This window comes from Bacillus sp. SRB_8, assembly GCF_003264205.1.
GTDB lineage: Bacteria > Bacillota > Bacilli > Bacillales > Bacillaceae_G > Bacillus_A > Bacillus_A mycoides.
Window position 1 is genome coordinate 129,155 of record NZ_NADT01000008.1, and the last position, 20,980, is coordinate 150,134.

Below are 20,980 nucleotides of genomic sequence, written 5' to 3' on the forward strand. Positions count from 1 at the left end.
CAATTTTGGAAATGAGAATCTTTTTCAAGAACATTTGTTTCCAATTATAACAAGCAATAATAAGTACGTCAAAATAATAATTCTAAATAAGTATTATTTCTAATATGATCCCGAATTTTATATGACAATTTATTTAAGAAAAAGAGCGGCTCACATAAATATAAGCCGCTCTTTCCCTATTCCTTAATATTCACCCCATACTCTTTAAACCAAACATGAATTTGCGCTAAATGAGCTAAAAGCTGCGGCCCAGTCATTAATTGACCAAACCATGGTTTTTGAAATGCACTGCCGCCAGACTGGATCAATCCGCTCAATTGCTCCTTATCGAACAATTCATGCAAAATTGAGCCTTTATCCGTTAATAAATCTTGGAGCCATACTGTGACTGCTTTCGTATAGTGCGGGTTATGCGTTTTCGGATACGGACTTTTCTTTCTATACAATATATCATTTGGAAGTAATCCTTCTAAAGCCTTACGCAATAGACCTTTTTCGCGGTTTTTATACATTTTCATTTCCCAAGGAATATTCCACGCATATTCGACAAGTCGGTGGTCCGCAAATGGAACGCGTACTTCTAAGCTTGCCCCCATACTCATACGGTCTTTTCTGTCTAATAATGTTGTCATAAACCATACCATGTTTAAATAAAATAATTGTCGTCTCTTCGCTTCTAATGGGCTTTCTCCCTCTAAAATAGGAACTTCTTGAATGGATTCTTCATAGCGTTGTTGTACATATTGTTGTAAATTTAATTTATTTCTCCATTCTTTCTTCAGAAGTTGTTCACGCGCTTCTGTAGAACGCATCCATGGAAATGCACTTAATTGTAAATCATCTTCTCTATAAAACCACGGATAACCTCCGAATATTTCATCTGCACATTCTCCAGATAAACCGACGACAAAATCTTGTTTTATTTCACGGCAAAACCATAATAATGAAGAATCAATATCTGCCATACCAGGCAAATCGCGAACGAGTACTGCTTCTGTTAAATACTGTGCTAGTTGTTCATTAGAAATGACGCAGCGATGATGAATTGTTTGAAATGTCTCTGTCATTAAATTAATAAATGGTGCATCTGAATTCGGCTGAAACGCATTCGCTTTAAAATATTTGTCGTTATCTTCATAGTCAACAGAATACGTGTGCAATTGACCTTTCCCTGATCTTTCATACTCTTTCGCGGCAATTGCTGTTATAGCACTTGAATCTACACCTCCTGATAAAAAAGTGCATAGTGGTACGTCAGAAACTAATTGTCTCGTAATCGCATCTTGTAATAAAAAACGAGTTTTCTCTACTGTTTCTTCAAATGAATCTTCATGTTTTTTACTTTCTACATTCCAATATCTCCATATGCATAAACCGTCTTTTGAGAACGTCATTGCATGACCCGGACGCAGTTCTTGAATACCAGCATATACACCGTGACCAGGCGTTCTAGATGGTCCGAGGCCAAATATTTCTGACAACCCTTCTAACGTTACTTCCGCCTTCACATCTGGATGCGCTAGTATCGCTTTTAACTCTGAACCAAATAATAATCGTCCGCTATCATATTTATAAAAAAGCGGTTTTACACCTAATCTATCTCTGGCAATAAAGACTCGTTCATTTTTCTCATCCCATACTGCAAACGCATATATACCGTTTAAATGATCGACACATTCTTCTTTCCATTCAATATAAGATGCCAATAGTACTTCTGTATCGGAATGCCCTTTAAATGTATAACCTCTTCTTAATAACTCTTTGCGAATATCTTCTGTATTGTAGAGCTCTCCGTTATAGCAAATCGCATAACTCGTTTCGTCTTTTAAACAAGTCATGGGTTGTTTACCACCTTCAGGATCTACAACGATTAACCGTTTATGCCCAAATGCGACGTTCCCTTTAATCCAAACTTTATTATCATCTGGACCGCGTTTCGCTAGCGTTTCCGCCATCTTCGTCACGATGTCCCTTTCCCCTTCTAATGAGCGTTTATAATCCACCCATCCTGTAATCCCGCACATAAGAATCATCCTTCCTAATCTAATATCTGTTTCTGAACGTGCAGTAATCCCCACCCTATGAGTGCGGATACATAAAAACAACAAACTTGACGATAACTAACTATCCATATATGGAATAGCAGTTTCACAGTGTAAAGCGTGTTTTATTGTATGCCCATCTATCTTTAGGTGTGTCTAGTTATAAAGAACGTACGAACTGTCCATAACAAGAATAACTATTTCTATAAAAGGAGAAATGAACTATGATACAACGCAAACATATTTTGTATAACCAACCGCGCGCTCATACAGTCGGTAATGTAGAATATATAAACAAAGAATGGGTATTCTTTGATGATGAAAATGATGAGGCTTTTCTATTAGAAGATATTGCTGAAGATGGTTTTGAAATTTTATATAACAACAATTGGCTACCAGCTCGTTTTTATGAACAAGACATATTACAAATTGCAAATGAACAACATTCTCTCCAAAACGGAGAAATGATACGAATTCGTAAAAAATTACTTCTTAGCTATAATGAATGGCTTGAGGAATTACCTGACTCTGTCTTTACATTATTAACTGAGGCATTACAATCGCTTCATTACTCTTTATATGATTGCATGTATTGTCATAATTATTTATCCTTCTTGCCAAAAGAGGAAGCATGCGAAGGAGTAAATATTCTTTTATTTGATAATGAAGAGATGATTTGTACATTGCAGCATCATTTTGTACGCCACTCTTCCTCTAATAAAAATATTTTGCGATTTACGAAAGTAAACGGAGAAGAGTTGCATATTGATGCGACATAAAATAAAAACCACCTTATCTCCCAAATATTTGAGATCATAAGGTGGTTTTATTTTTTATTAGAATACTTGCCAACCAATCGGTAATTTCAGTCCAAGGTAAAATACCGCTACTAGTGCAACAATAAATAATCCCCAAAATGCCCCTGTTGCTTTGTTCTTGCTCATTTTCACAAGAACCATTTCCATTCCAGCGATTACTAATATACCAGCTAGCATTTTCATGCCGTACCACATGTGCATGCTACCTGTTGCCGTCTTCACAATACTCATGTACAACATGAAACCTGTCACAATAATGATAATGTACATAAGGCGAAGCCCCATATGTACACCTTTACCTTTTCTTCCTGCTGAATAAAGTGAATACGCAACGAAGAATAAAATTAATCCTAACGCCCATGCTGTAATATGCATATGTACCATCGTATCCCTGCCTCCTCTTTTTCACACTTTTTCACTCTATATGATAACATGTTCATATATTTTCAGGAAATGTTTCGCTTTTTTATATTTAAATGCTATAATATTTAGAGTATTTACAAACTTCTTGTAATAACAAAAGGGGGAACAATCATGATTCAAACTAAGGATATTATCGAACTTACAGACACATACGGGGCAAATAACTACCATCCACTTCCAATCGTTATTTCTAAAGCAGAAGGCGTTTGGGTAGAAGATCCTGAAGGAAACCGCTATATGGACTTATTAAGTGCATATTCTGCAGTAAACCAAGGTCATCGTCATCCAAAAATCATTAACGCTTTAATTGACCAAGCTAATCGAGTGACGTTAACTTCTCGTGCTTTCCATAGCGATCAATTAGGTCCTTGGTACGAAAAAGTTGCGAAACTAACAAATAAAAATATGGTACTTCCTATGAATACAGGTGCAGAGGCTGTTGAAACTGCAATTAAAACAGCTCGTCGCTGGGCTTATGATGTGAAAAAGGTAGAAGCAAACCGTGCAGAAATCATCGTTTGTGAAGATAACTTCCACGGACGTACAATGGGTGCTGTTTCTATGTCATCAAACGAAGAGTACAAGCGCGGCTTCGGTCCAATGCTTCCTGGCATTATTGTAATTCCTTATGGTGATTTAGAAGCGTTAAAAGCTGCGATTACACCAAATACAGCTGCATTCATTTTAGAGCCAATCCAAGGTGAAGCAGGAATTAACATTCCACCAGCTGGTTTCTTACAAGAAGCTTTTGAAGTATGTAAAAAAGAAAACGTTTTATTCGTAGCAGATGAAATCCAAACAGGCTTAGGCCGTACGGGTAAAGTATTTGCTTGCGACTGGGACAATGTAACTCCTGACATGTACATACTTGGTAAAGCACTTGGCGGCGGCGTATTCCCAATCTCTTGTGTTGCAGCAAACAGCGACATTTTAGGTGTATTTGAGCCAGGTTCTCACGGTTCTACATTCGGTGGTAACCCACTTGCATGTGCTGTTTCTATTGCAGCTCTTGAAGTATTAGAAGAAGAAAAATTAACAGAGCGTTCTCTTCAATTAGGAGAAAAACTAGTTGGGCAATTAAAAGAAATTGATAACCCAATGATTACTGACATTCGCGGTAAAGGTTTATTCATCGGTATCGAATTAAACGAGCCAGCTCGTCCTTACTGTGAACAACTAAAAGCAGCTGGTCTATTATGTAAAGAAACACACGAAAACGTAATTCGTATTGCACCACCTCTAGTAATCTCTGAAGAAGATTTAGAGTGGGCGTTCCAAAAAATTAAAGCTGTACTATCTTAATCATAGTGAGGTTGTCCTAAGTATAGGACAACCTCTTTCTTTTTTTAGTAGTTTATCGTAAAATAAAATTGAATATTCTGTTTTTCGTTAAAAAGGGGGTAACTGTATGCTATTGAAATACGGTAAACACATTAATAATTTAGCTACAATTTTTATTTCTATGACATTCATCGGCTTCATATTATCTACAACTTTACTCAGTCATTATTCAACTCCTAATACATTCACACTACTCAAAACATCATTTTGGGCTGCTGTTTTCCTTACAATTATCGGTTTTGGCCGTGAGAGAAGCGCACTTGCAGTTATGCTAATTGGAATTTGTACTTTAGCATTAATCGGATTGTATATTTTCGCCATCATAGATTACTCCGTTAATCCACGCCCATAGAAAAGAGCTATCTTTTCACAAGATAGCTCTTTTTTCATTTCACTATATTTCTTAACGTACCAATTCCCTCTACTGTAATAACAACTTCATCACCAGCATGTAAAAACTTCGGTGGTGCAAAACCTTTACCAACACCAGCTGGTGTCCCTGTTGCAATGATATCTCCTGGCTCTAATGTCATGCCTTTACTTATAGTTGAAATAATTTCTTCTACTGAAAAAATCATTTCTCTCGTATTTGAAGTTTGCCTTACTTCTCCATTTACCACTGTTTCAATGTGTAATGCATTCGGCGTTCTAACCATCGATTTATGAATTAAATACGGTCCCATCGGACAAAATGTATCGAAACTTTTCCCTAGGAAAAATTGTTTATGTTTTCTTTGAATATCTCGAGCAGTTACATCATTTATAACTGTATATCCAAAAACATGATCAAGAGCTTTTTCTATTTTTATTTGTTTCCCTCGCTTACCGATAACGATTGCTAGTTCACCTTCGTAATCAAGTTCATTCGTCGCGTGAGGGTGACCATTAATTTGCTCATCAATTCCAATCACTGTTGTTGGCGCCTTTGTAAAAATCATTATATTTTCAGGGATAGACTCTACTCCGCCCATTTCTACCGCATGCTCACGATAGTTCTTTCCAACACAAAGAATATTTTTTCTCGGCCTTGGAATCGGTGCTAATATTTTCACCTCTGCTAACGGATAATACGCCGATCCCGAATTTTCCTTCGCCCAATTTACAATATCGTACACTTTCTCAAGACATTCGCTTCCTCTTTCAATACACTCTAACATGGTAATTGGGATAGTAACCTTTTCCCCTTTTTGTCTTTGCGCTTCTCTTAAATGTAATACCTTTTCTTCCTCTTCATCCACAATACCTACAAATACTTTTTCTTCTTTCTTAGCCGTTACAAAACGCAATACTTCCACTCTCCATCCTAAAACTCATACCCTTTAATTGTATTCGCATCCTTAAGAAAAAAACCTTCTTATACACGCTAATTTTTACAATATTCAACCGTTATTATATTTGTTCCTCATCCGTTATTTGACATAAAATGTAGAAATTATACTTTTTTTAGCGAAGATGTTTCTTTTTTATGGGATTTTTGTATAATATGTACTACATATATACATAAAATTTATTGAGAGATGGAGCCGATTTCAATGTTTGAGCAAGCTATCGAAAAAAAACGCGAAAAAATGATCTATTTTGCTGAACGCTACGGAATGACTTCTCAAAAAACAGTAGATTGTAGCCAGGAATTGGACAGGCTCTTAAATGTTGTTTGGCCTATACATACAGATTGCACACATACTCAAATGTTCGAAACACATACGCAATAACGTATGTGTTTCTTTTATTTCGAAAAAATACACATTTTATTGAAAACGCCCATACAATAGTAGAAAAGAAAATTTTAAAAACGAAAGGTGTTTTGTATGCCAGCTATGGTCGGACATATTCGTATCGTTAATATTGGATCAAGTGGTATTTTTCATATTGGAGATGTATTTGCGATTAGGCCTATTAGTTATTCACGCGCTTTTGCCGGAGCCGGTTCATTTAATGTTGGGGATAACGTCTCTGTCTACAATTATCAAAGCTCAACGACCGTCAATGATTCAGATGTAATTGATCAAGCAATAATTGGTTCGAACTAAAGGGGGCGATTGCATTGAATTTTTATGTGAACCAAAGTATCATCATTAACAGCATTAAAATCGATAGCATTACGACCTCTTCCGTTTTTCAAATTGGAACTGCAGGTAGTATTAAAGCTCTTTCTAAATTCTCAAATTCTGGCGGATTTACAGAACCGCTTCGCCCTTTACATGCGAAAGGACAAATTATTTCCATCAAACCATCAACTAGTTCTTCTTAAGGTATCCTTGTCATAAATATATAGCAGGAATATATTTCCCCTCCCTATTGAAAAGGAGGTTTCACAAATGAATCAAGATATATATACTTACCTACACCAACTTCAACAAGCTCTCCAAATACAGCAGCAAACTATTCTAAACCTTGAAGAGCAAGTTCGCCTACTACAAGAAGAGCTTAATGAGTTAAAAAGTCGTCCCTCCTCTTCTATAGGAAAAGTGGAATATAAATTCGATCAATTAAAAGTAGAAAATTTAAACGGCACTTTAAATATTGGCTTGAATCCATTTTCAACAAAAGGGCAACAAATTGAAGATTTTCAAGTGGATACAGAAACATTAAAAGTAAATCCTGAAACAGAAACAAATCCAGACTTTTATCAAGGTATCCTCCAAGAAATGCATCGCTATTTAGATGAAGAAGCATATAGTCGAATTCTCCATTTTGAACAAGAAGAGAGAACGCCGCTTGATGAGATGTATCGACAAATGATGGTGGATGACATAAAAAAACAGATGGAACATAGACTTCCATATTATTTATCACAAGTTCAATCGTATGAGGGTATTTCCACAGATCCCGATTATTTACGAGACATCATTATTCAAGCGATGAAACAAGATATTGACAAGGCGTTCCTTTCCTTTATTCAACACATACCGGGCAATTTCCGAAAGGAGTGAGTATGCATGAATTTAAATGTTGTAAACCGCGAGTTAAAAGTAGGCCAGATTAAAATGAACGGGGTTTCTTCTTCCGCATTATTTTTAATTGGAGATGCAAACCTTCTCATCCTTTCTTCTATTCTTGATACGCCATTCGAATCTGTTACAGAGGGACCATTTGTACCATTAGTAACAGATGTCCCTCCGACTCCAGGTTGAGGAGAGGAAAAATTATGCTCCGTCATACTTCAATTGTACAAAATGTTTCTATCGTTTCTATGGGGGTTGCAGCTGTCTTCCAGGCCGGGGATTCTAATCAAATAGAATTAAAAAATAGAGCACTTATCGTTCATCGAGAAATCCCTTGTTATATAAAAGGTGAAGGTCGTTTTGATGCGTTTGAAATCTTTACAGATGAGTACATTACAATTCCAAAGCGAACAACAGATGTAAAACTAAATATTGTAAATGAGTGCCCTTTTATTGAAGTAAATGATGTTCACTTGCGAACCCTTTTAAATTCCGCGTGCTTCCAAATCGGCAATGTTGACTATGTTTTTAATAATTCTCGCACGCTACAAATCCGCCAATTTATTACTGATGAACCTTCCTCTAAATAATTCATATAGTAATTAAAAAGCTTAGTAAAGTAGGTGGATGGTATGCCTTCGGTTGTAGGAAATCTTGTCGTTCAAAACAGTAACGGCTCTTTCAACTTAGGAGATTTTTATAACGTGTCTCCGAAAGAAAATACGAAAGCTTATAACGGCTCTGGAGCTTCCAATGTCGGATTTGTCGTCAACACTTTTAGCGGCGTTAGCGCAACAAATACATTTGATTCGGACGTTGCAGACCAAGATCAAATTGGAACAGCGTAAAAAAAGCATTAGCTCTTCTTGTATAGAGCTAATGCTTTTCCTTCTGTTTTTTAACACCTTACATATTTACGTTTGAACCCCAGTCTTCCTCTATCAAGTCCTTTATGAATACTTTCGTAAGCGTTTAGAAAACTGCTTTTCTTGTTGTCCCGTTTTAGTTCTACTATGCCTACTTCCTTTGCGGTTTCAACTGCCTTTTCATGTAGCGGCACATATGAAATCCCCACGGTGTTTAGAAAATTATTCATAGCGGATTTCGTTCGTTCTGGCGCATCGTGAATTGTATTTTTCACAACTTCTAGCATATTGGCAATCTTACTTTCGGAAAATTCATTGTCTTTTCGATTCCCTAAAAGCCAGCAGTAGCAACTCCATCCCGCGGACATTCTTAGCTCGTCACCACTTGCAATCCATTTATCAGCAACGTCTTGTGCAAAATCTGACTCTGATAAAGTTACTGCTACCACATAATCGGACAGCATATAAAAGTACGCCCCATCCATCCAACGATCAAAATCCGATTCTTTCATAGTTTTTGGATCTGCAATAATGCCTGCAAAGTACATCGCATCATAGTTACCTGTAGCATAAAGCTCTTCAGCTAAACCTTGATTGATTTTTATTTTCTTCGCGATTGGTTTCATAGCACCTGTAGCTACTCCAAAAAGTGGCTCCTTTGCACCATTGGATATGTATATTTTTTTAGTTCGTTCCTTACTGAGAGTTTCAAGCTCTTGCATTACTGTTTCAAAATCCATCGTGTTGCACTTCCTTCCTTACTATTATAATCAATTCACTTATATTCTTTATCAAGTTCTCTACACTTCATAAATTCATCTGTTAAAGCGTTTTGTCCATCGATTTAAGATTTTCAAAATGAGATTTCGTTATATGCGTTTATCCAGCTAATTAATACCGATTATATAAACTAATCATTAGTTAAGATGCCACTCCTCACTAATGATTAGTTTTTCTTTATTTAAATGATAATCCCTTATCTTCTAAAGCCGCTCTCAATTTAGGTAAAGATGCTGGCCCTATACCGTGCAGTTTCAAAATTTCTTTTTCACTATACTTTGAAAGTTCTGCTTCAGTCGTTATTCCATGGTGCTCTAACGCTCGCCTTGCTGGTGCTGAAAGAAGAGAAAGAAAGCCTTCTTTTGGCTTTCTCTCTTTCTCACAGGTTGGGCAAGTTGGACAATCGCTACTTTTGTAGTACTCGTGTCCTTGATCACAAGTTCTTAACGTCGCCATAATCCATAACCCCTTTCTAAGCTCTATTCGTCAATATTTACAACATGATTTCCATCAAAGAAATATAAACATTTCTCTTTCACAGGATGTTTTAAGCTTTTCTCGAGTGCTTTTGCATATAGTGAAAGCTGTACTTTGTATCGGTCTTCTAAAATTGGTTTCGCTTGATCAAATCCGCCTGGGAACTTTCCTTCAATCGTATCTGTTTTAAAGTCGATTAAAGTAATTCCGTCTTCCTCTTCGATCATGCAGTCGATAACCCCTTGGACAAGTATTGATTCGCCTTTCTTCCCTTGCCAATCTTGATACGCTTCTTCTGCTGAAAGCATCATCGTAAATGGTACTTCGCGCTCAACACTTTTTGCTGCTAATACCCTTTTACCTAAGTCACTGTCAAAGAATGAAATTACCTTTTCAATCGCTATTTCTTCAGCTTGTTCAAATGTTAATAGTTCTTTATTTACCATTCTTGCAATTTGTTCTTGAAGAACTTCAATCGTAATTGGTTTCTTCAAATCTACATGCTGCATAACGGCATGGACTGCTGTCCCTCGCTCTGCGTATGTTAGCCCTTTTTTCTCCATAAAGCGCGGACGTGTTTTAATTGGTGCACGAAGTTTTTTAATAAAGGCGTTATCGCTACCTTCTTCAGATTGATAATTTCTCTTTATTTCTGTAACAGACTGTTTCGCACGGTGAGATGTCGCGTCCGCATACCCGTATTCCCACATCAATCTGTCGTACACTTCTTCTTTCCGTTCACTTTCTAACGGAACAGCTTTTTTATCGCGAAGCGCTTCTAATAACTCTTGTTTCTCTTCTTGAACTGGTTCTGGTGCAAGTAAATCTTTTCCTTCAACAACTTCTACTTTCCAGCTAGCACTATATTCATAAATTTCGCCTGGAATATTTCCTTGTCCTAATTCAAGAAGCATTTCACTATCACGGTGTCTATATAAGGAAGGTGCAATCCAGTCTAAGTAGCAAGACGCTCCGGCACGAATATGGTCTGGTAATAACCATTCACTATGCTCTCTTGCATCGAGCCATTTTTCCATTTCTTTATTGGCATCTTTAACTGTTCCAATTAAAATTAACTTCTCTTTTGCACGTGTTAACGCTACGTATAGTACGCGCATTTCTTCCGCAATTAATTCCATCTTCATTTTACGCTTAATCGCTAGTTGCGATAATGTCGTATATTTAATTCGTTTACGAGGATCGATAAATTGTGAACCGAAACCGAAATCTTTATGAAGTAAGAAACGCTTCATTAAATCTTGTGTATTAAAACGGCGACCAAGTCCAGCTACAAATACGACTGGGAACTCTAGCCCTTTACTTTTATGAATCGTCATAATGCGAACAACATCTTCTTGTTCTCCGAGGGCTCTCGCCGTTCCCATATCATCTCCGCGTTCTAAAATACGCTCAATAAAGCGCAAGAAGCGGAATAATCCTCTAAACGATGTTGCTTCATATTGTCTTGCACGGTCATATAGTACGCGTAAGTTTGCCTGCCTTTGCTTTCCGGCTGGTAAACCGCCGACAAAGTCGTAATAGCCTGTCTCACCGTACACTTTCCAAATTAAATCAGAAAGAGATTGTTGACGCGCAAATTCACGCCACCCTTGCAGTAATTTATAAAACCACTCTAATTTATCATGCAGTTCTTGTTCTTCTTCAAGCGGCGCTCCCTTTAAGAATGAGCTCATCACTTCATAAAACGAGCCTTTCTTTCCATGAGCACGAAGCGTCGCAAGTTCTTCGTCATTTAGTCCAACGATCGGTGAACGAAGTACAGCTGCAAGCGGAATATCTTGCATCGGGTTATCAATGACGCGGAATACGTTCATCATAATATTTACTTCTGTCGCTTCAAAGTAACCAGTCGCAAGGTCAGCATATACCGGAATTCCTTGTAGTTTTAACTCTTCCATAATTTGCGGCGCCCATGGCATCGAGCGAAGTAAAATAACGAAATCACGATATTGCACTGGGCGCATACTATCAGTTTTACGATCATACACTTCATAGCCTGAATCGACCATTGCTTTAATACGCTGCGCCATAAGACGAGCTTCGAGCTGCGCTTTTTCTACTTCGGCACCTTCTTCACCGTCTTGCACTTCTTCCTCAGTTTGCTGAATACATAATAGCTCTGCCGCTACATCTTCACCTTCTGGATAGCTAGCACCTAGCTTTAATTCAGCGTCAGCATCATAATCGATTTCGCCGACTTCTTCGCCCATAATTTGTTTGAAAATAAAGTTCGTACCTGCTAGCACTTCATGACGGCTACGGAAGTTTTTCGCTAAGTCAATCTTCATTCCGCCGCCCGATCCTTCTTGTGTGAAACGTTTATATTTTCCTAAGAATAAACCAGGCTCTGCTAGTCGGAAACGATAGATTGACTGTTTTACGTCACCTACCATGAACAAGTTTCCTTCACTCTCAGAATCTTTCGTTACGAATTTAATAATTGATTCCTGTACGAAGTTCGTATCTTGATATTCATCAACTAGTACTTCAGCAAATTTATTACGATATTGAAGTGCTACTGCTGACGGCTTCATTTCACCGCCTTCACTTTGCTCGCTTAAAATTTGCAAACAGAAATGCTCTAAATCTGTGAAATCGACCATTCCTTTATCTCGCTTAATCGCTTGGAAACGCTCTGTAAATACTTTTACAAGCTTCACGAGTTTTTCTAATACAGGATGCATATCTTGAAAATCTCGTAAGAAACTTTCGGGTCTGCGGCTAAATAGCTCTTCTTGTAATTTCTTCACTTCATCTTTCGCTTTATTACGAAGAGAATCTACTTGTTTTACAACATCTTCGTTGTAATCACTTTTTTTAATACGCTTTAACGTTTGCCACGATACATTTTGCATCGCTTCATAAACGCTTGTCCACGATCCACGAGCTGCTGAGGATAACGTTCCAAGTAAAGCTAAATCCGCTTGTAAAGTTTCAACGCGAGGCGCTGGACCATCAGGAAGCATTGCGAGTTCAGTCGCCTTACGAATATGCTTTTCCGCTGTTTCAAGCTGAAACTTCACATCTTCTAATAAGTAAGAAGCGTACACTAAATCTTCAATCGTCTTTCCTTCAACGTCGTATGCTTCTACTAATTTATCAAGCCACTTCTCCGGGTTTGGATGCGCTCTTGATTCTGTATGAAGCGCTAAAATCATTCGTTGTAAGTCATCGTCACTACGGTCACTCGTATAACGATCAACTAGTTCAAAGAAAATACTATTATCTTCGATTCCATATTCTTCTTCTAATATGTCATCTAGCACTTCTTCTTTTAATAACTCATTTTCTGTTTGGTTCGCAATACGAAAACGAGGATCGACATCAAGCATGTAATAATATCCTCTAATAACTTGTAAACAAAATGAATGAATTGTAGAAATGGAAGCTTTATTTAATAAGCTAAGCTGCTTTCTTATATGCTGTGAACCTGGCCCATCAATTAATACTTTTTCTAACGCTTCCCCAATTCGATTTTTCATTTCTTGCGCCGCTGCATTCGTAAATGTTACAACGAGCAGGCGGTCGACATCGACTGGATTTTCCTCACTTATAATCTTTTTAATAATACGTTCAACTAATACCGCTGTTTTCCCTGATCCAGCTGCCGCTGCGACTAAAATATCACGTCCGTTCGCTACAACCGCTTTCCACTGGTCATCTGTCCATTGACTACCTTCTGGTTTCTGAGGCCAATTTTCTATCATTCTCCGCCAACCTCCTCTCTAATTTTCTCCATCGCTTCGCTATCTTTCATATCTTTTAACGTACGGAATTGGTTATCTTCAAGTGATTCATCAAATTGACAAACAGATTTGAAGTTACAGAACGTACATGCCGCTTTATTCCCCTTTTTGTAAGGAGCAATATCAATAACACCTTCTGTAATGTCTTTTCCGATATTTTCAAACGAGTGGTGTACATATTTTTGAAGTACGTTAAACTCTTGTTCACTTGCAATGCTAGAACGCGCACTAAAACTACCATCTTTTTTCAGACCAGCAGAAATAATATCAGAGCTTCCTGTTGAAAGTTTATTATCCATTAAACGCACAACGTCAGCATCTCCTAGTACGAGACCTTTCATTTTAAATTTCTTTAAAATTTCTTTCTCAATTTCTTCTTCAGATGCATCGCCTTTCATCTCAACAATCGGGTTATGAATATGGAAATACAATACACCCGCCGGTGATGCAGTACTGCCCTTTTTCATCCACATATGTGCATTTGAAGTAACAACATCTAAATACGTTAACATTTGAAGTGCGAGTCCGTAATACACTTCTGTTAAATCTAACGCTTTCGAACTTGATTTATAATCAATAATACGAAGGAACGTACCACTCTCATCTTCCGCCTTATCAACACGGTCAATACGGCCAACTACTTCCATCTTCACACCATTTGGCAACGCAAATTCCATTGGCGGAAGAGATCCAGTCCCGCCCATACCGAACGGTACTTCTAAATCAACTGGTACAAATCCACTCGACTTCGCATGTTCACGAAGAATAAGTGACGTACGGAAAATGATTTGTTGTAGTTTTTGCTTTAAATAGAAATGACGGTTCGAACTTAATAAAATTTGTCTTTGTAATAACGGTGCAATTTCTTCTATTACTAAAGCAGAAAGGTGTTCACACTCTTTTATTGATAAATCCGCCCAAGTCCGATTTTCACGTAATAGCTTGTCTGCAATTCTCTTCAGCGCTGCATGGAATAATTCACCGATATCTGGCGCATCAAGTTTGAAAATATCACGCTCTCTTAGCGATAAACCGTGCTGGGCAAAATGAGCGTACGCACAGCGATTAAATAGTTCCATACGAGAAACGCTTCCCTTAATTGTATCTCCATATAAATCCCTACTTACATCTGTACTTAGTTTCTGTGCACGATTTCGGTAGAATAAACTTGATAACACACGGCTACTTTTTTGCTTCCATTCATCTGAAGTAACGTAGAAGTTATATACGTCCCACCAAAAGTCTAAATTCCCTTCAAATCCGTATCGCTTCCACGTTTGCAGTTGCTGCATGACATAAGACAACGTTACTTCTGGCGTTGCTACATATGAGATTTGTTCCGAACGCGATAAGTCATTTACATCATTCGTAATAAACGATTCTTTCACATCAGGGAACATTCTTTTTATTTTTTTAATAAAACTAGAAGCAAGTAACGTCTTTCCTTCTTCATCCGCAAGCGGACAAGAAATGTATAACTTCTCAGATGCTCTCGTCACCATTTGATACATAACGAACTGTTCTTCTAATAAAGTTTGTCTCGTCGTTGGTGCTAATTCGATACCTGCAGCGGTGAGAACATTTCTTTCCTCATCAGAAAGCATACCTTCATCCATAGGCGCTGCTGGAATCACTCCTTCATTTACTCCAATAATGAACGTCGCTTTAATATCTGATAATCTAGAATGATCAATGTTAGCAACTAACACTTGATCTAGTGACGGCGGAATGTTCGCAAATTGAAGTGCCTCAAGACCTGTCGACATAACCTCCGTAAACATTGAAAGGGACATCTTCTCTTCGCCAAGCATCTCAACGAACGTATCAAGAAGATTCATCACTTCTTCCCATACTTGCTCATGGTCTGTCGCAAATAAGAAATCTCCATTTTCTTCTGCACGAACACGTAATTCTTCTAGTTTTTTCGGAACGTCAAGCTCCTCTAAAAATAAATATACCGCTTCGCACATTTGCATAACTGTTCCAGCACGTTTCAGTCTTTTTTGCATACGAATAACTGGCGTTCTTACAACGTCGCGAAGTCGATTTATTTTCTCTTCCATTTCACGCTCACTGTCTGTTATCATTTCGCTCGCATCATCAAGAGAACGATAACGACGATACATCCACGGATCTTCAGAAGTCCATCTCTTCCCTTGTACACCGTACGCTAAACAGTAGTTTTCAAACTCATCCATCTCTTCGCGCATCGCTTCTTTTCTTACATCTAATGGATATAAAAGCTCTGTTTTCACGCAGCGGAATACTGCATCATAACGCCAATTCCCGCTAATAATCTCGAGTGCAGAACGAATACATTCTACTAGCGGATGATGTGACATTGGGCGTTTTTCATCGATGAAATGCGGGATATTATAATCCGTAAATAACGTTCGCATTACGTCGTAATAACTTTCTCCGTTACGAAGAAGGACTGCGATATCTCGGTAACGATAGTCTTCATCCGCCACAAGTCTTCTAATTTCACGAGCTACACCTTCTACTTCAGCTCGTAAATTAGCTGCTGTACTAATTGTTACACTCGCTTCACCATGATACTTTTCATTCGGACGCGCTTCATAATACGTTTCTAAATGAGCTAATGCTGGAGAATGAAAACGCGGTTGTTCCATAAGTGGAATTGTTTTTTCAATTTCTATTTTCTCTTCACGCGCTACTTGTTTTATTTTTTCATACGTTAACGTCGTTTCATAAAATAAATCTAGTTCATTCACTGGCTGCGCTAACGTTTTTTCATCTATCGTTAATGTTATTGTTACTCTTGTTCCTAATCTCATTAGCCCTCTAACGATTTCTAGCTCTTGAGGAGAAAATGAATGGAATCCATCTATATAAATTTCCGCGCCTTTTACATACTCAGAGTCTGAAAGCTTCTCAATTAATAATTGTAAGTAGTCTTCTGAATCTAAATACTTTCCGATTAAAGCACGTTCAAAATCATCATATAATAACTGTAAATCATACACTTTATTCGCTAGTAGCTTTTGCTCTGCACTACTGCTATGCGTGTCTAATTGTTGCCACATTTCATATACGTTAGACGGCGTCACATTGTAACGTTTAAACTCAGCAATCATACTACCAAGATGTTCAAAGAAACCGTTTTGCTCCGCTGCTTTTTGAAACACAGATAGTCCATCTTTACGAGATTCTACAATTTTACGAAGCAACATATGTACACCAGCTTCATCAATATGAAGACGACTCGCTCCACCAACTTCTTGCAGTACCTTCCACGCTAATCGCGAAAAACTAAAAACTTGTGCCCGAATAGAACCTCTTACATCTTCGCTCCCAATTAACGCCTGCTGCGTTTGGAATGTCATCTGTTCTGGCACAAGATATAATATTGTTTTCCCTCTTGGGCGCTGTTTTAACTCTTCTTGCACTTCGTGTAAACAAAGTGTACTTTTTCCACTTCCAGCTCTACCAATCACAAATCGAAGTGACATGAAACCCCACCTTTCACTTACATAACGAACGTTAGTTTGCTATCACAATTGTATTATAGGACGATAAAAAAGACAAACATACTCGTTTGTCTTTTCCTTATACTTCATTTTATTATATCAGCCTTTTGAGAAATTCGTTTGTACCTCTTGAATCGGCCAATATCGTAAATCAACTTTACCGACAACTGTATCAGCTTTCACAAAGCCGAAGTGCCTACTATCCCAGCTACCAAGGCGGTTGTCACCAACTACAAAAATAGAACCGGGTGGTACAAACTTTTCTTTCGTTAACTCTTCTAGTTTAAAATCGCCTGTTAATTGCCGTCCATTTGTCTCTTTCTTATACGTCTCTAAATAAGGTTCATCCACGAATTGTCCGTTTATATATAATTTATCATGCTTATATTCGATATGATCCCCAGGTAAACCGATAATTCGCTTTACATAGTCCTCTTTTTTATTCGCATGAAAAACGACGACATCAAATCGATTCAAGTCCCCTACTTGATAACTCACCTTATTCACAACGAGCATATTTCCATCTTGCAATGTCGGCATCATTGACTTCCCCTCTACAACGTACGTTGAAAAGAAAAACGTTCGAAAAAATACAGCTAATAGTACACCAATTAAAATTGTTCTTACCCACTCTAGCCCTTCTTTTTTCAAAGTTTTCTTCATTCGCTTCTCCCCTCGCCCTTTAATGATGAAGCTTGCATTTATAAAGTGAAACTTAATCGGTGGGGGTTTTGTTCATCCCCCACCGATTATTAGCCCGCACCAATCGGGCATTTACGGGCAGTTTGATCTCCCACCTAACTTCTTTGCTTCAGTCGAATTTTTTGGTGGGAGTTTTACTGCCCTCAAATAGCGGGACAAAGAAGACTTTTCCTAATGTAGTTCTAACTTTACTTCAATTTTTTTACCGACATACCATAAAATAAAAATAACAACGCCCACAATAACCGATTTCACCGGCTTATGAATAAATGACACTAAATCATGACCGATATACGTTAAAATAAAGATCATAACAAGCTTTCCAAATGCTAATGCTAGTCCAAACTGTTTTACGCTAATGCGAGATAAACCAGCTACAACGTTTATAAGCGCAGATGGTGTGAATGGAAAACAAAATATAACAAAGATTGGCGCGAACCCTTTTCTTTCAATCCATCCCATCGCTTTTCGCACTCTCTCATGCTTATTTACAAAAGAAAAGAAACGACTTCTTCCAAAGCTACGAATAATGAAAAATACAAGCATTGCACCAATTACTGACCCAATCCATGAATAAAGAAAACCGAACCAAAAACCAAATGCAACAGCATTCGCCAACACAAACACAATGAGTGGCAATGCCGGAATAAGCGCCTCTATCATCGGTAAGCCAATACCGAGAAGCGGTCCGAACGCACGATAACTTTCAACAATATGATCCATATTTTCTGGTGAAAAATACTCTTTGATCGTTTGAAAATCCATTCTACACTTTACCCCTTTACTCTAATTACTACCTCTACTGTATCATTGCTTAAATGAAAGAGGAAATGGTAGATACGACATATGGAGATGTATTTATTAAAGTTTCCATATCATTCGCTAGAATTCCTTCATTATTATGCTATGATAATCTTTCAATATTCGACAAGGTTTGTTGTACGTTTGGTTGTTTGAGGAACAATATTTTTTGATGATTTTTTCGGTAAATGAAATTACACCGGTGATTTTCTGAATACATCGACCACAATTTGATTTTTATCGACTTTCCGACAAAAACAGACAAATAAAAAGGATGAGTCTCCCCATCCTTTCCCTCTCACACTTCGCCTTCCTTCACAAAATACACTTTCTCATATGCTGGTGTTAATTTAGATTCTTCATTTTTATCAATCTCTTTAAAGCAAGGATTTCCTTGTTTTTTCTTACGATCTTCATACTCTGTCCGTAATTTCGCTGTACGATTTTGCTGATTTTCAAAGCTACTTTTTGACATTTCTAGTTTCACAGCGAAACCATTTATAAATCTAATAATAAGATTTCCATCTTTTAATTCTTTATTATCTTCAATATGAAAATGAGATAACCACGCACACTCTTTTCGAGAATAAGAATACGTAGGGAAAAAATAAAGTTGATCTGTCGGGCTAATTGCGATAGGAGCTTTATGTGTAATACGCGTTAACTCCTTCGTTCCTTCTTTTCTTCCAAAGAAACTAGAACCATGCTTCCGGCAACTTCTCTCTATAATATCAAGAGGCTTTTGAAATACGAAAAAAGAATCTTCCATTTCTACAATTCGCGTAACAACTTTCTTTTCTCCTAGAACAACAGGAAGTAAGGCCATTGTATTTTTGCTTACAACATAGTTTTCGACATAACGTTCTACTTTACTTTCCATAGTCTACTGTCTCCTTTTTTCCATTTATATTAGCAGCTGCATATATAATTTTAGCACCTATGAAAAGGAAATGGTTTACAGATTACGCTTTTTTACAATCATTTATCAAACATTTTATAAATCTCAAAATAATAATATGAAAATAAACACGTTAATGACTATATAAAAATTATTTATAATCGCCGCCTCTTTTCACATCATTACAACAATCAACTTTGCTATAATTAAAATATAAATCAAATATACGGAGGTCTCTCATGGAAGAAAAGCAAGATCATCCAACAATTCAAATGAAAAATAGTAGCATTGTTATCGTAAAAAATTCAGCGAGTATTATATTCGGTTTATTTTTTATTTTACTGTTCTTCTCGAAGCCTTTTCGTAAATCTAAATGTCCAGAATGTAAGAAACGCGAAAAGAAAAAAGCTGTGAAAGAACACTAAAAGGCTTTCCTTTACGGAAAGCCTTTTTACATATCGATTATCAGTTCATTGTTCTTCATATTCAACAAAAAAAAGGATGGCATAAGCCATCCTTTTTTCTATAATAAACTATAAAATTATAGTTTGATTACGTTTTTAGCTTGAGGTCCACGGTTGCCATCTTCGATTTCGAAGCTAACTTTTTGGCCTTCTTCTAAAGATTTGAAACCGTCAGTTTCGATTGCAGAGAAATGTACGAATACATCGTTTTCGCCTGGAACTTCGATGAAACCGAAGCCTTTTTCGTTGTTAAACCATTTTACTTGTCCTGTAACTGTCATAATTATTTCCTCCTAAGAAAATACATTTTATTATTTAGTCTTCATGTATAAAAAAAGAATCCACACATTATCAAATACGAAACATAAACTAGTTCTCACATACTTTTTCCCGTTTGTTTTCGGCATTTGATAATATATGGATTGCTTAATTTAATTATTCAACTGGTATTATCATAGCATACTTAAAATAGAATGTACAATCCTTTTTAAAAATAAAATTTCTAAATTTTAGTATTTCTTATAAAATATAACCACACCTATTCTAATAAGGAGGCTTGTATGACAGAAATAATCCCTAAAAAAACATTAAAGAGAATTGAAAAAGATATTGAAAATAACAACCTTGGAAAAGCAAGAGATAGATTACACGGATTAATCACTACTTATCCGAATGAATTAGCACTTAGGAAAAAACTCGGTGACATTTACTTTACATTACAATACCCAGAAATGGCTGGACGGTATTGGTATCTTGAAAAAGAGAAAACAGATGTTATGCACGCGGCATGTCTACAATTTGAAAAATCGATGGGAAACGACTCTTATCATATTGTACGTGCTTTAAAATTCAAAGGAGATCGTAACATTATTACAGGACTACACACCGAACGTCCCTTACAGCCATTGCAGAAAAAAGTGATAGAGGAACTAATTGATGATTATGAAGAAACATGGAAAGACAAACTATTTACATGGGGCTGTCTATCATTATTCGCATTTCTTCTTTTTACTGCTATCGTTGGTATATTCACTATATTGGATTGGATATTTTAAATAGAAGTGAACGTCCCACAATACGACGACAAATAAAATTACATCAACTTTCCGACAAAGTTTAACAATGTCAGCGACGTAATAATAAATAAGAAAGGTGCCCCAAAAAT

The 20,980-nt window shown here is 37.1% G+C and carries 23 protein-coding genes; 12 read left to right on the forward strand and 11 right to left on the reverse strand.

What is annotated here, in order from left to right:
- Positions 1 to 176: 176 nt before the first annotated feature.
- On the reverse strand, positions 177 to 2,024 hold the full coding sequence (asnB, locus tag B5P40_RS07460) for an asparagine synthase (glutamine-hydrolyzing) (protein ID WP_113709037.1): 1,848 nt from the start codon (positions 2,022 to 2,024) through the stop codon (positions 177 to 179).
- A gap of 242 nt (positions 2,025 to 2,266) precedes the next feature.
- Here asnB and B5P40_RS07465 point away from each other — a divergent pair, with 242 nt between their 5' ends.
- The gene (locus B5P40_RS07465; RefSeq protein WP_002030292.1) at positions 2,267 to 2,821 is read left to right on the forward strand and encodes a DUF2777 domain-containing protein; all 555 of its coding nucleotides are present in this window, start codon (positions 2,267 to 2,269) and stop codon (positions 2,819 to 2,821) included.
- A 57-nt stretch (positions 2,822 to 2,878) separates the two neighbouring features.
- Here the strand turns inward: B5P40_RS07465 and B5P40_RS07470 are convergent, their stop codons facing one another.
- Positions 2,879 to 3,244, reverse strand: coding sequence for a YisL family protein (locus tag B5P40_RS07470; protein ID WP_000233497.1), 366 nt, complete (start codon positions 3,242 to 3,244; stop codon positions 2,879 to 2,881).
- Between the two features lie 150 nt (positions 3,245 to 3,394).
- Between B5P40_RS07470 and rocD the strand changes: the two genes are divergently transcribed.
- Positions 3,395 to 4,585: an ornithine aminotransferase gene (rocD, locus tag B5P40_RS07475; RefSeq protein ID WP_000616665.1), complete on the forward strand. Its 1,191-nt coding sequence runs from the start codon at positions 3,395 to 3,397 to the stop codon at positions 4,583 to 4,585.
- A gap of 106 nt (positions 4,586 to 4,691) precedes the next feature.
- Positions 4,692 to 4,976, forward strand: a complete 285-nt coding sequence (locus B5P40_RS07480) for a hypothetical protein (RefSeq protein ID WP_000925332.1) — start codon at positions 4,692 to 4,694, stop codon at positions 4,974 to 4,976.
- A 34-nt stretch (positions 4,977 to 5,010) separates the two neighbouring features.
- Here the strand turns inward: B5P40_RS07480 and B5P40_RS07485 are convergent, their stop codons facing one another.
- On the reverse strand, positions 5,011 to 5,910 hold the full coding sequence (locus tag B5P40_RS07485; protein ID WP_113709157.1) for a fumarylacetoacetate hydrolase family protein: 900 nt from the start codon (positions 5,908 to 5,910) through the stop codon (positions 5,011 to 5,013).
- Between the two features lie 246 nt (positions 5,911 to 6,156).
- Between B5P40_RS07485 and B5P40_RS07490 the strand changes: the two genes are divergently transcribed.
- The 7 genes from B5P40_RS07490 (at position 6,157) to gerPF (ending at position 8,417) form a co-directional block, all read left to right on the forward strand.
- Positions 6,157 to 6,336 (forward strand): aspartyl-phosphate phosphatase Spo0E family protein, encoded by a 180-nt coding sequence (locus B5P40_RS07490; RefSeq protein ID WP_002087032.1) that lies wholly within the window; start codon positions 6,157 to 6,159, stop codon positions 6,334 to 6,336.
- A 96-nt stretch (positions 6,337 to 6,432) separates the two neighbouring features.
- Positions 6,433 to 6,654, forward strand: a complete 222-nt coding sequence (gene gerPA, locus B5P40_RS07495) for a spore germination protein GerPA (RefSeq protein WP_001111190.1) — start codon at positions 6,433 to 6,435, stop codon at positions 6,652 to 6,654.
- 14 nt (positions 6,655 to 6,668) lie between these two features.
- Entirely contained in the window at positions 6,669 to 6,875 is a 207-nt protein-coding gene (gene gerPB / locus B5P40_RS07500) for a spore germination protein GerPB (protein ID WP_001012505.1), read from the forward strand.
- Positions 6,876 to 6,942: 67 nt separating this feature from the next.
- Positions 6,943 to 7,557, forward strand: a complete 615-nt coding sequence (gene gerPC, locus B5P40_RS07505) for a spore germination protein GerPC (RefSeq protein WP_001070757.1) — start codon at positions 6,943 to 6,945, stop codon at positions 7,555 to 7,557.
- 6 nt (positions 7,558 to 7,563) lie between these two features.
- Complete coding sequence (gene gerPD / locus B5P40_RS07510; RefSeq protein ID WP_001052805.1) at positions 7,564 to 7,758, forward strand: spore germination protein GerPD; 195 nt, start codon at positions 7,564 to 7,566, stop codon at positions 7,756 to 7,758.
- Positions 7,759 to 7,772: 14 nt separating this feature from the next.
- Positions 7,773 to 8,159, forward strand: a complete 387-nt coding sequence (locus tag B5P40_RS07515; protein ID WP_002125894.1) for a spore germination protein GerPE — start codon at positions 7,773 to 7,775, stop codon at positions 8,157 to 8,159.
- A gap of 42 nt (positions 8,160 to 8,201) precedes the next feature.
- Entirely contained in the window at positions 8,202 to 8,417 is a 216-nt protein-coding gene (gene gerPF / locus B5P40_RS07520) for a spore germination protein GerPF (RefSeq protein ID WP_001141570.1), read from the forward strand.
- A 50-nt stretch (positions 8,418 to 8,467) separates the two neighbouring features.
- On the opposite strand, the gene B5P40_RS07525 is transcribed toward gerPF, so the two are convergent.
- From B5P40_RS07525 to B5P40_RS07555, 7 genes are all read right to left on the reverse strand, one after another.
- On the reverse strand, positions 8,468 to 9,175 hold the full coding sequence (locus B5P40_RS07525) for a DNA alkylation repair protein (RefSeq protein WP_113709038.1): 708 nt from the start codon (positions 9,173 to 9,175) through the stop codon (positions 8,468 to 8,470).
- Between the two features lie 217 nt (positions 9,176 to 9,392).
- Positions 9,393 to 9,671, reverse strand: a complete 279-nt coding sequence (locus B5P40_RS07530) for an RNA polymerase alpha subunit C-terminal domain-containing protein (RefSeq protein WP_002011271.1) — start codon at positions 9,669 to 9,671, stop codon at positions 9,393 to 9,395.
- Positions 9,672 to 9,694: 23 nt separating this feature from the next.
- Positions 9,695 to 13,420 (reverse strand): helicase-exonuclease AddAB subunit AddA, encoded by a 3,726-nt coding sequence (addA, locus tag B5P40_RS07535; protein WP_113709039.1) that lies wholly within the window; start codon positions 13,418 to 13,420, stop codon positions 9,695 to 9,697.
- The gene (gene addB, locus B5P40_RS07540; protein WP_113709040.1) at positions 13,417 to 16,932 is read right to left on the reverse strand and encodes a helicase-exonuclease AddAB subunit AddB; all 3,516 of its coding nucleotides are present in this window, start codon (positions 16,930 to 16,932) and stop codon (positions 13,417 to 13,419) included. The genes addA and addB overlap by 4 nt, the downstream gene beginning before the upstream one ends.
- A 117-nt stretch (positions 16,933 to 17,049) precedes the next feature.
- Complete coding sequence (gene lepB / locus B5P40_RS07545) at positions 17,050 to 17,613, reverse strand: signal peptidase I (RefSeq protein ID WP_002011277.1); 564 nt, start codon at positions 17,611 to 17,613, stop codon at positions 17,050 to 17,052.
- Between the two features lie 210 nt (positions 17,614 to 17,823).
- Positions 17,824 to 18,417 (reverse strand): TVP38/TMEM64 family protein, encoded by a 594-nt coding sequence (locus B5P40_RS07550; RefSeq protein ID WP_002011278.1) that lies wholly within the window; start codon positions 18,415 to 18,417, stop codon positions 17,824 to 17,826.
- Between the two features lie 334 nt (positions 18,418 to 18,751).
- The gene (locus B5P40_RS07555; protein WP_002011279.1) at positions 18,752 to 19,333 is read right to left on the reverse strand and encodes a competence protein ComK; all 582 of its coding nucleotides are present in this window, start codon (positions 19,331 to 19,333) and stop codon (positions 18,752 to 18,754) included.
- A 257-nt stretch (positions 19,334 to 19,590) separates the two neighbouring features.
- On the opposite strand from B5P40_RS07555, the gene B5P40_RS07560 reads away from it, so the two are divergent.
- Complete coding sequence (locus B5P40_RS07560; RefSeq protein ID WP_002064194.1) at positions 19,591 to 19,776, forward strand: hypothetical protein; 186 nt, start codon at positions 19,591 to 19,593, stop codon at positions 19,774 to 19,776.
- Positions 19,777 to 19,892: 116 nt separating this feature from the next.
- Here B5P40_RS07560 and cspA read toward each other — a convergent pair whose 3' ends face one another.
- The gene (gene cspA / locus B5P40_RS07565; RefSeq protein ID WP_002011282.1) at positions 19,893 to 20,096 is read right to left on the reverse strand and encodes an RNA chaperone/antiterminator CspA; all 204 of its coding nucleotides are present in this window, start codon (positions 20,094 to 20,096) and stop codon (positions 19,893 to 19,895) included.
- Positions 20,097 to 20,375: 279 nt separating this feature from the next.
- Between cspA and B5P40_RS07570 the strand changes: the two genes are divergently transcribed.
- The gene (locus tag B5P40_RS07570) at positions 20,376 to 20,870 is read left to right on the forward strand and encodes a DUF6584 family protein (RefSeq protein ID WP_002011284.1); all 495 of its coding nucleotides are present in this window, start codon (positions 20,376 to 20,378) and stop codon (positions 20,868 to 20,870) included.
- Positions 20,871 to 20,980 lie beyond the last annotated feature (110 nt).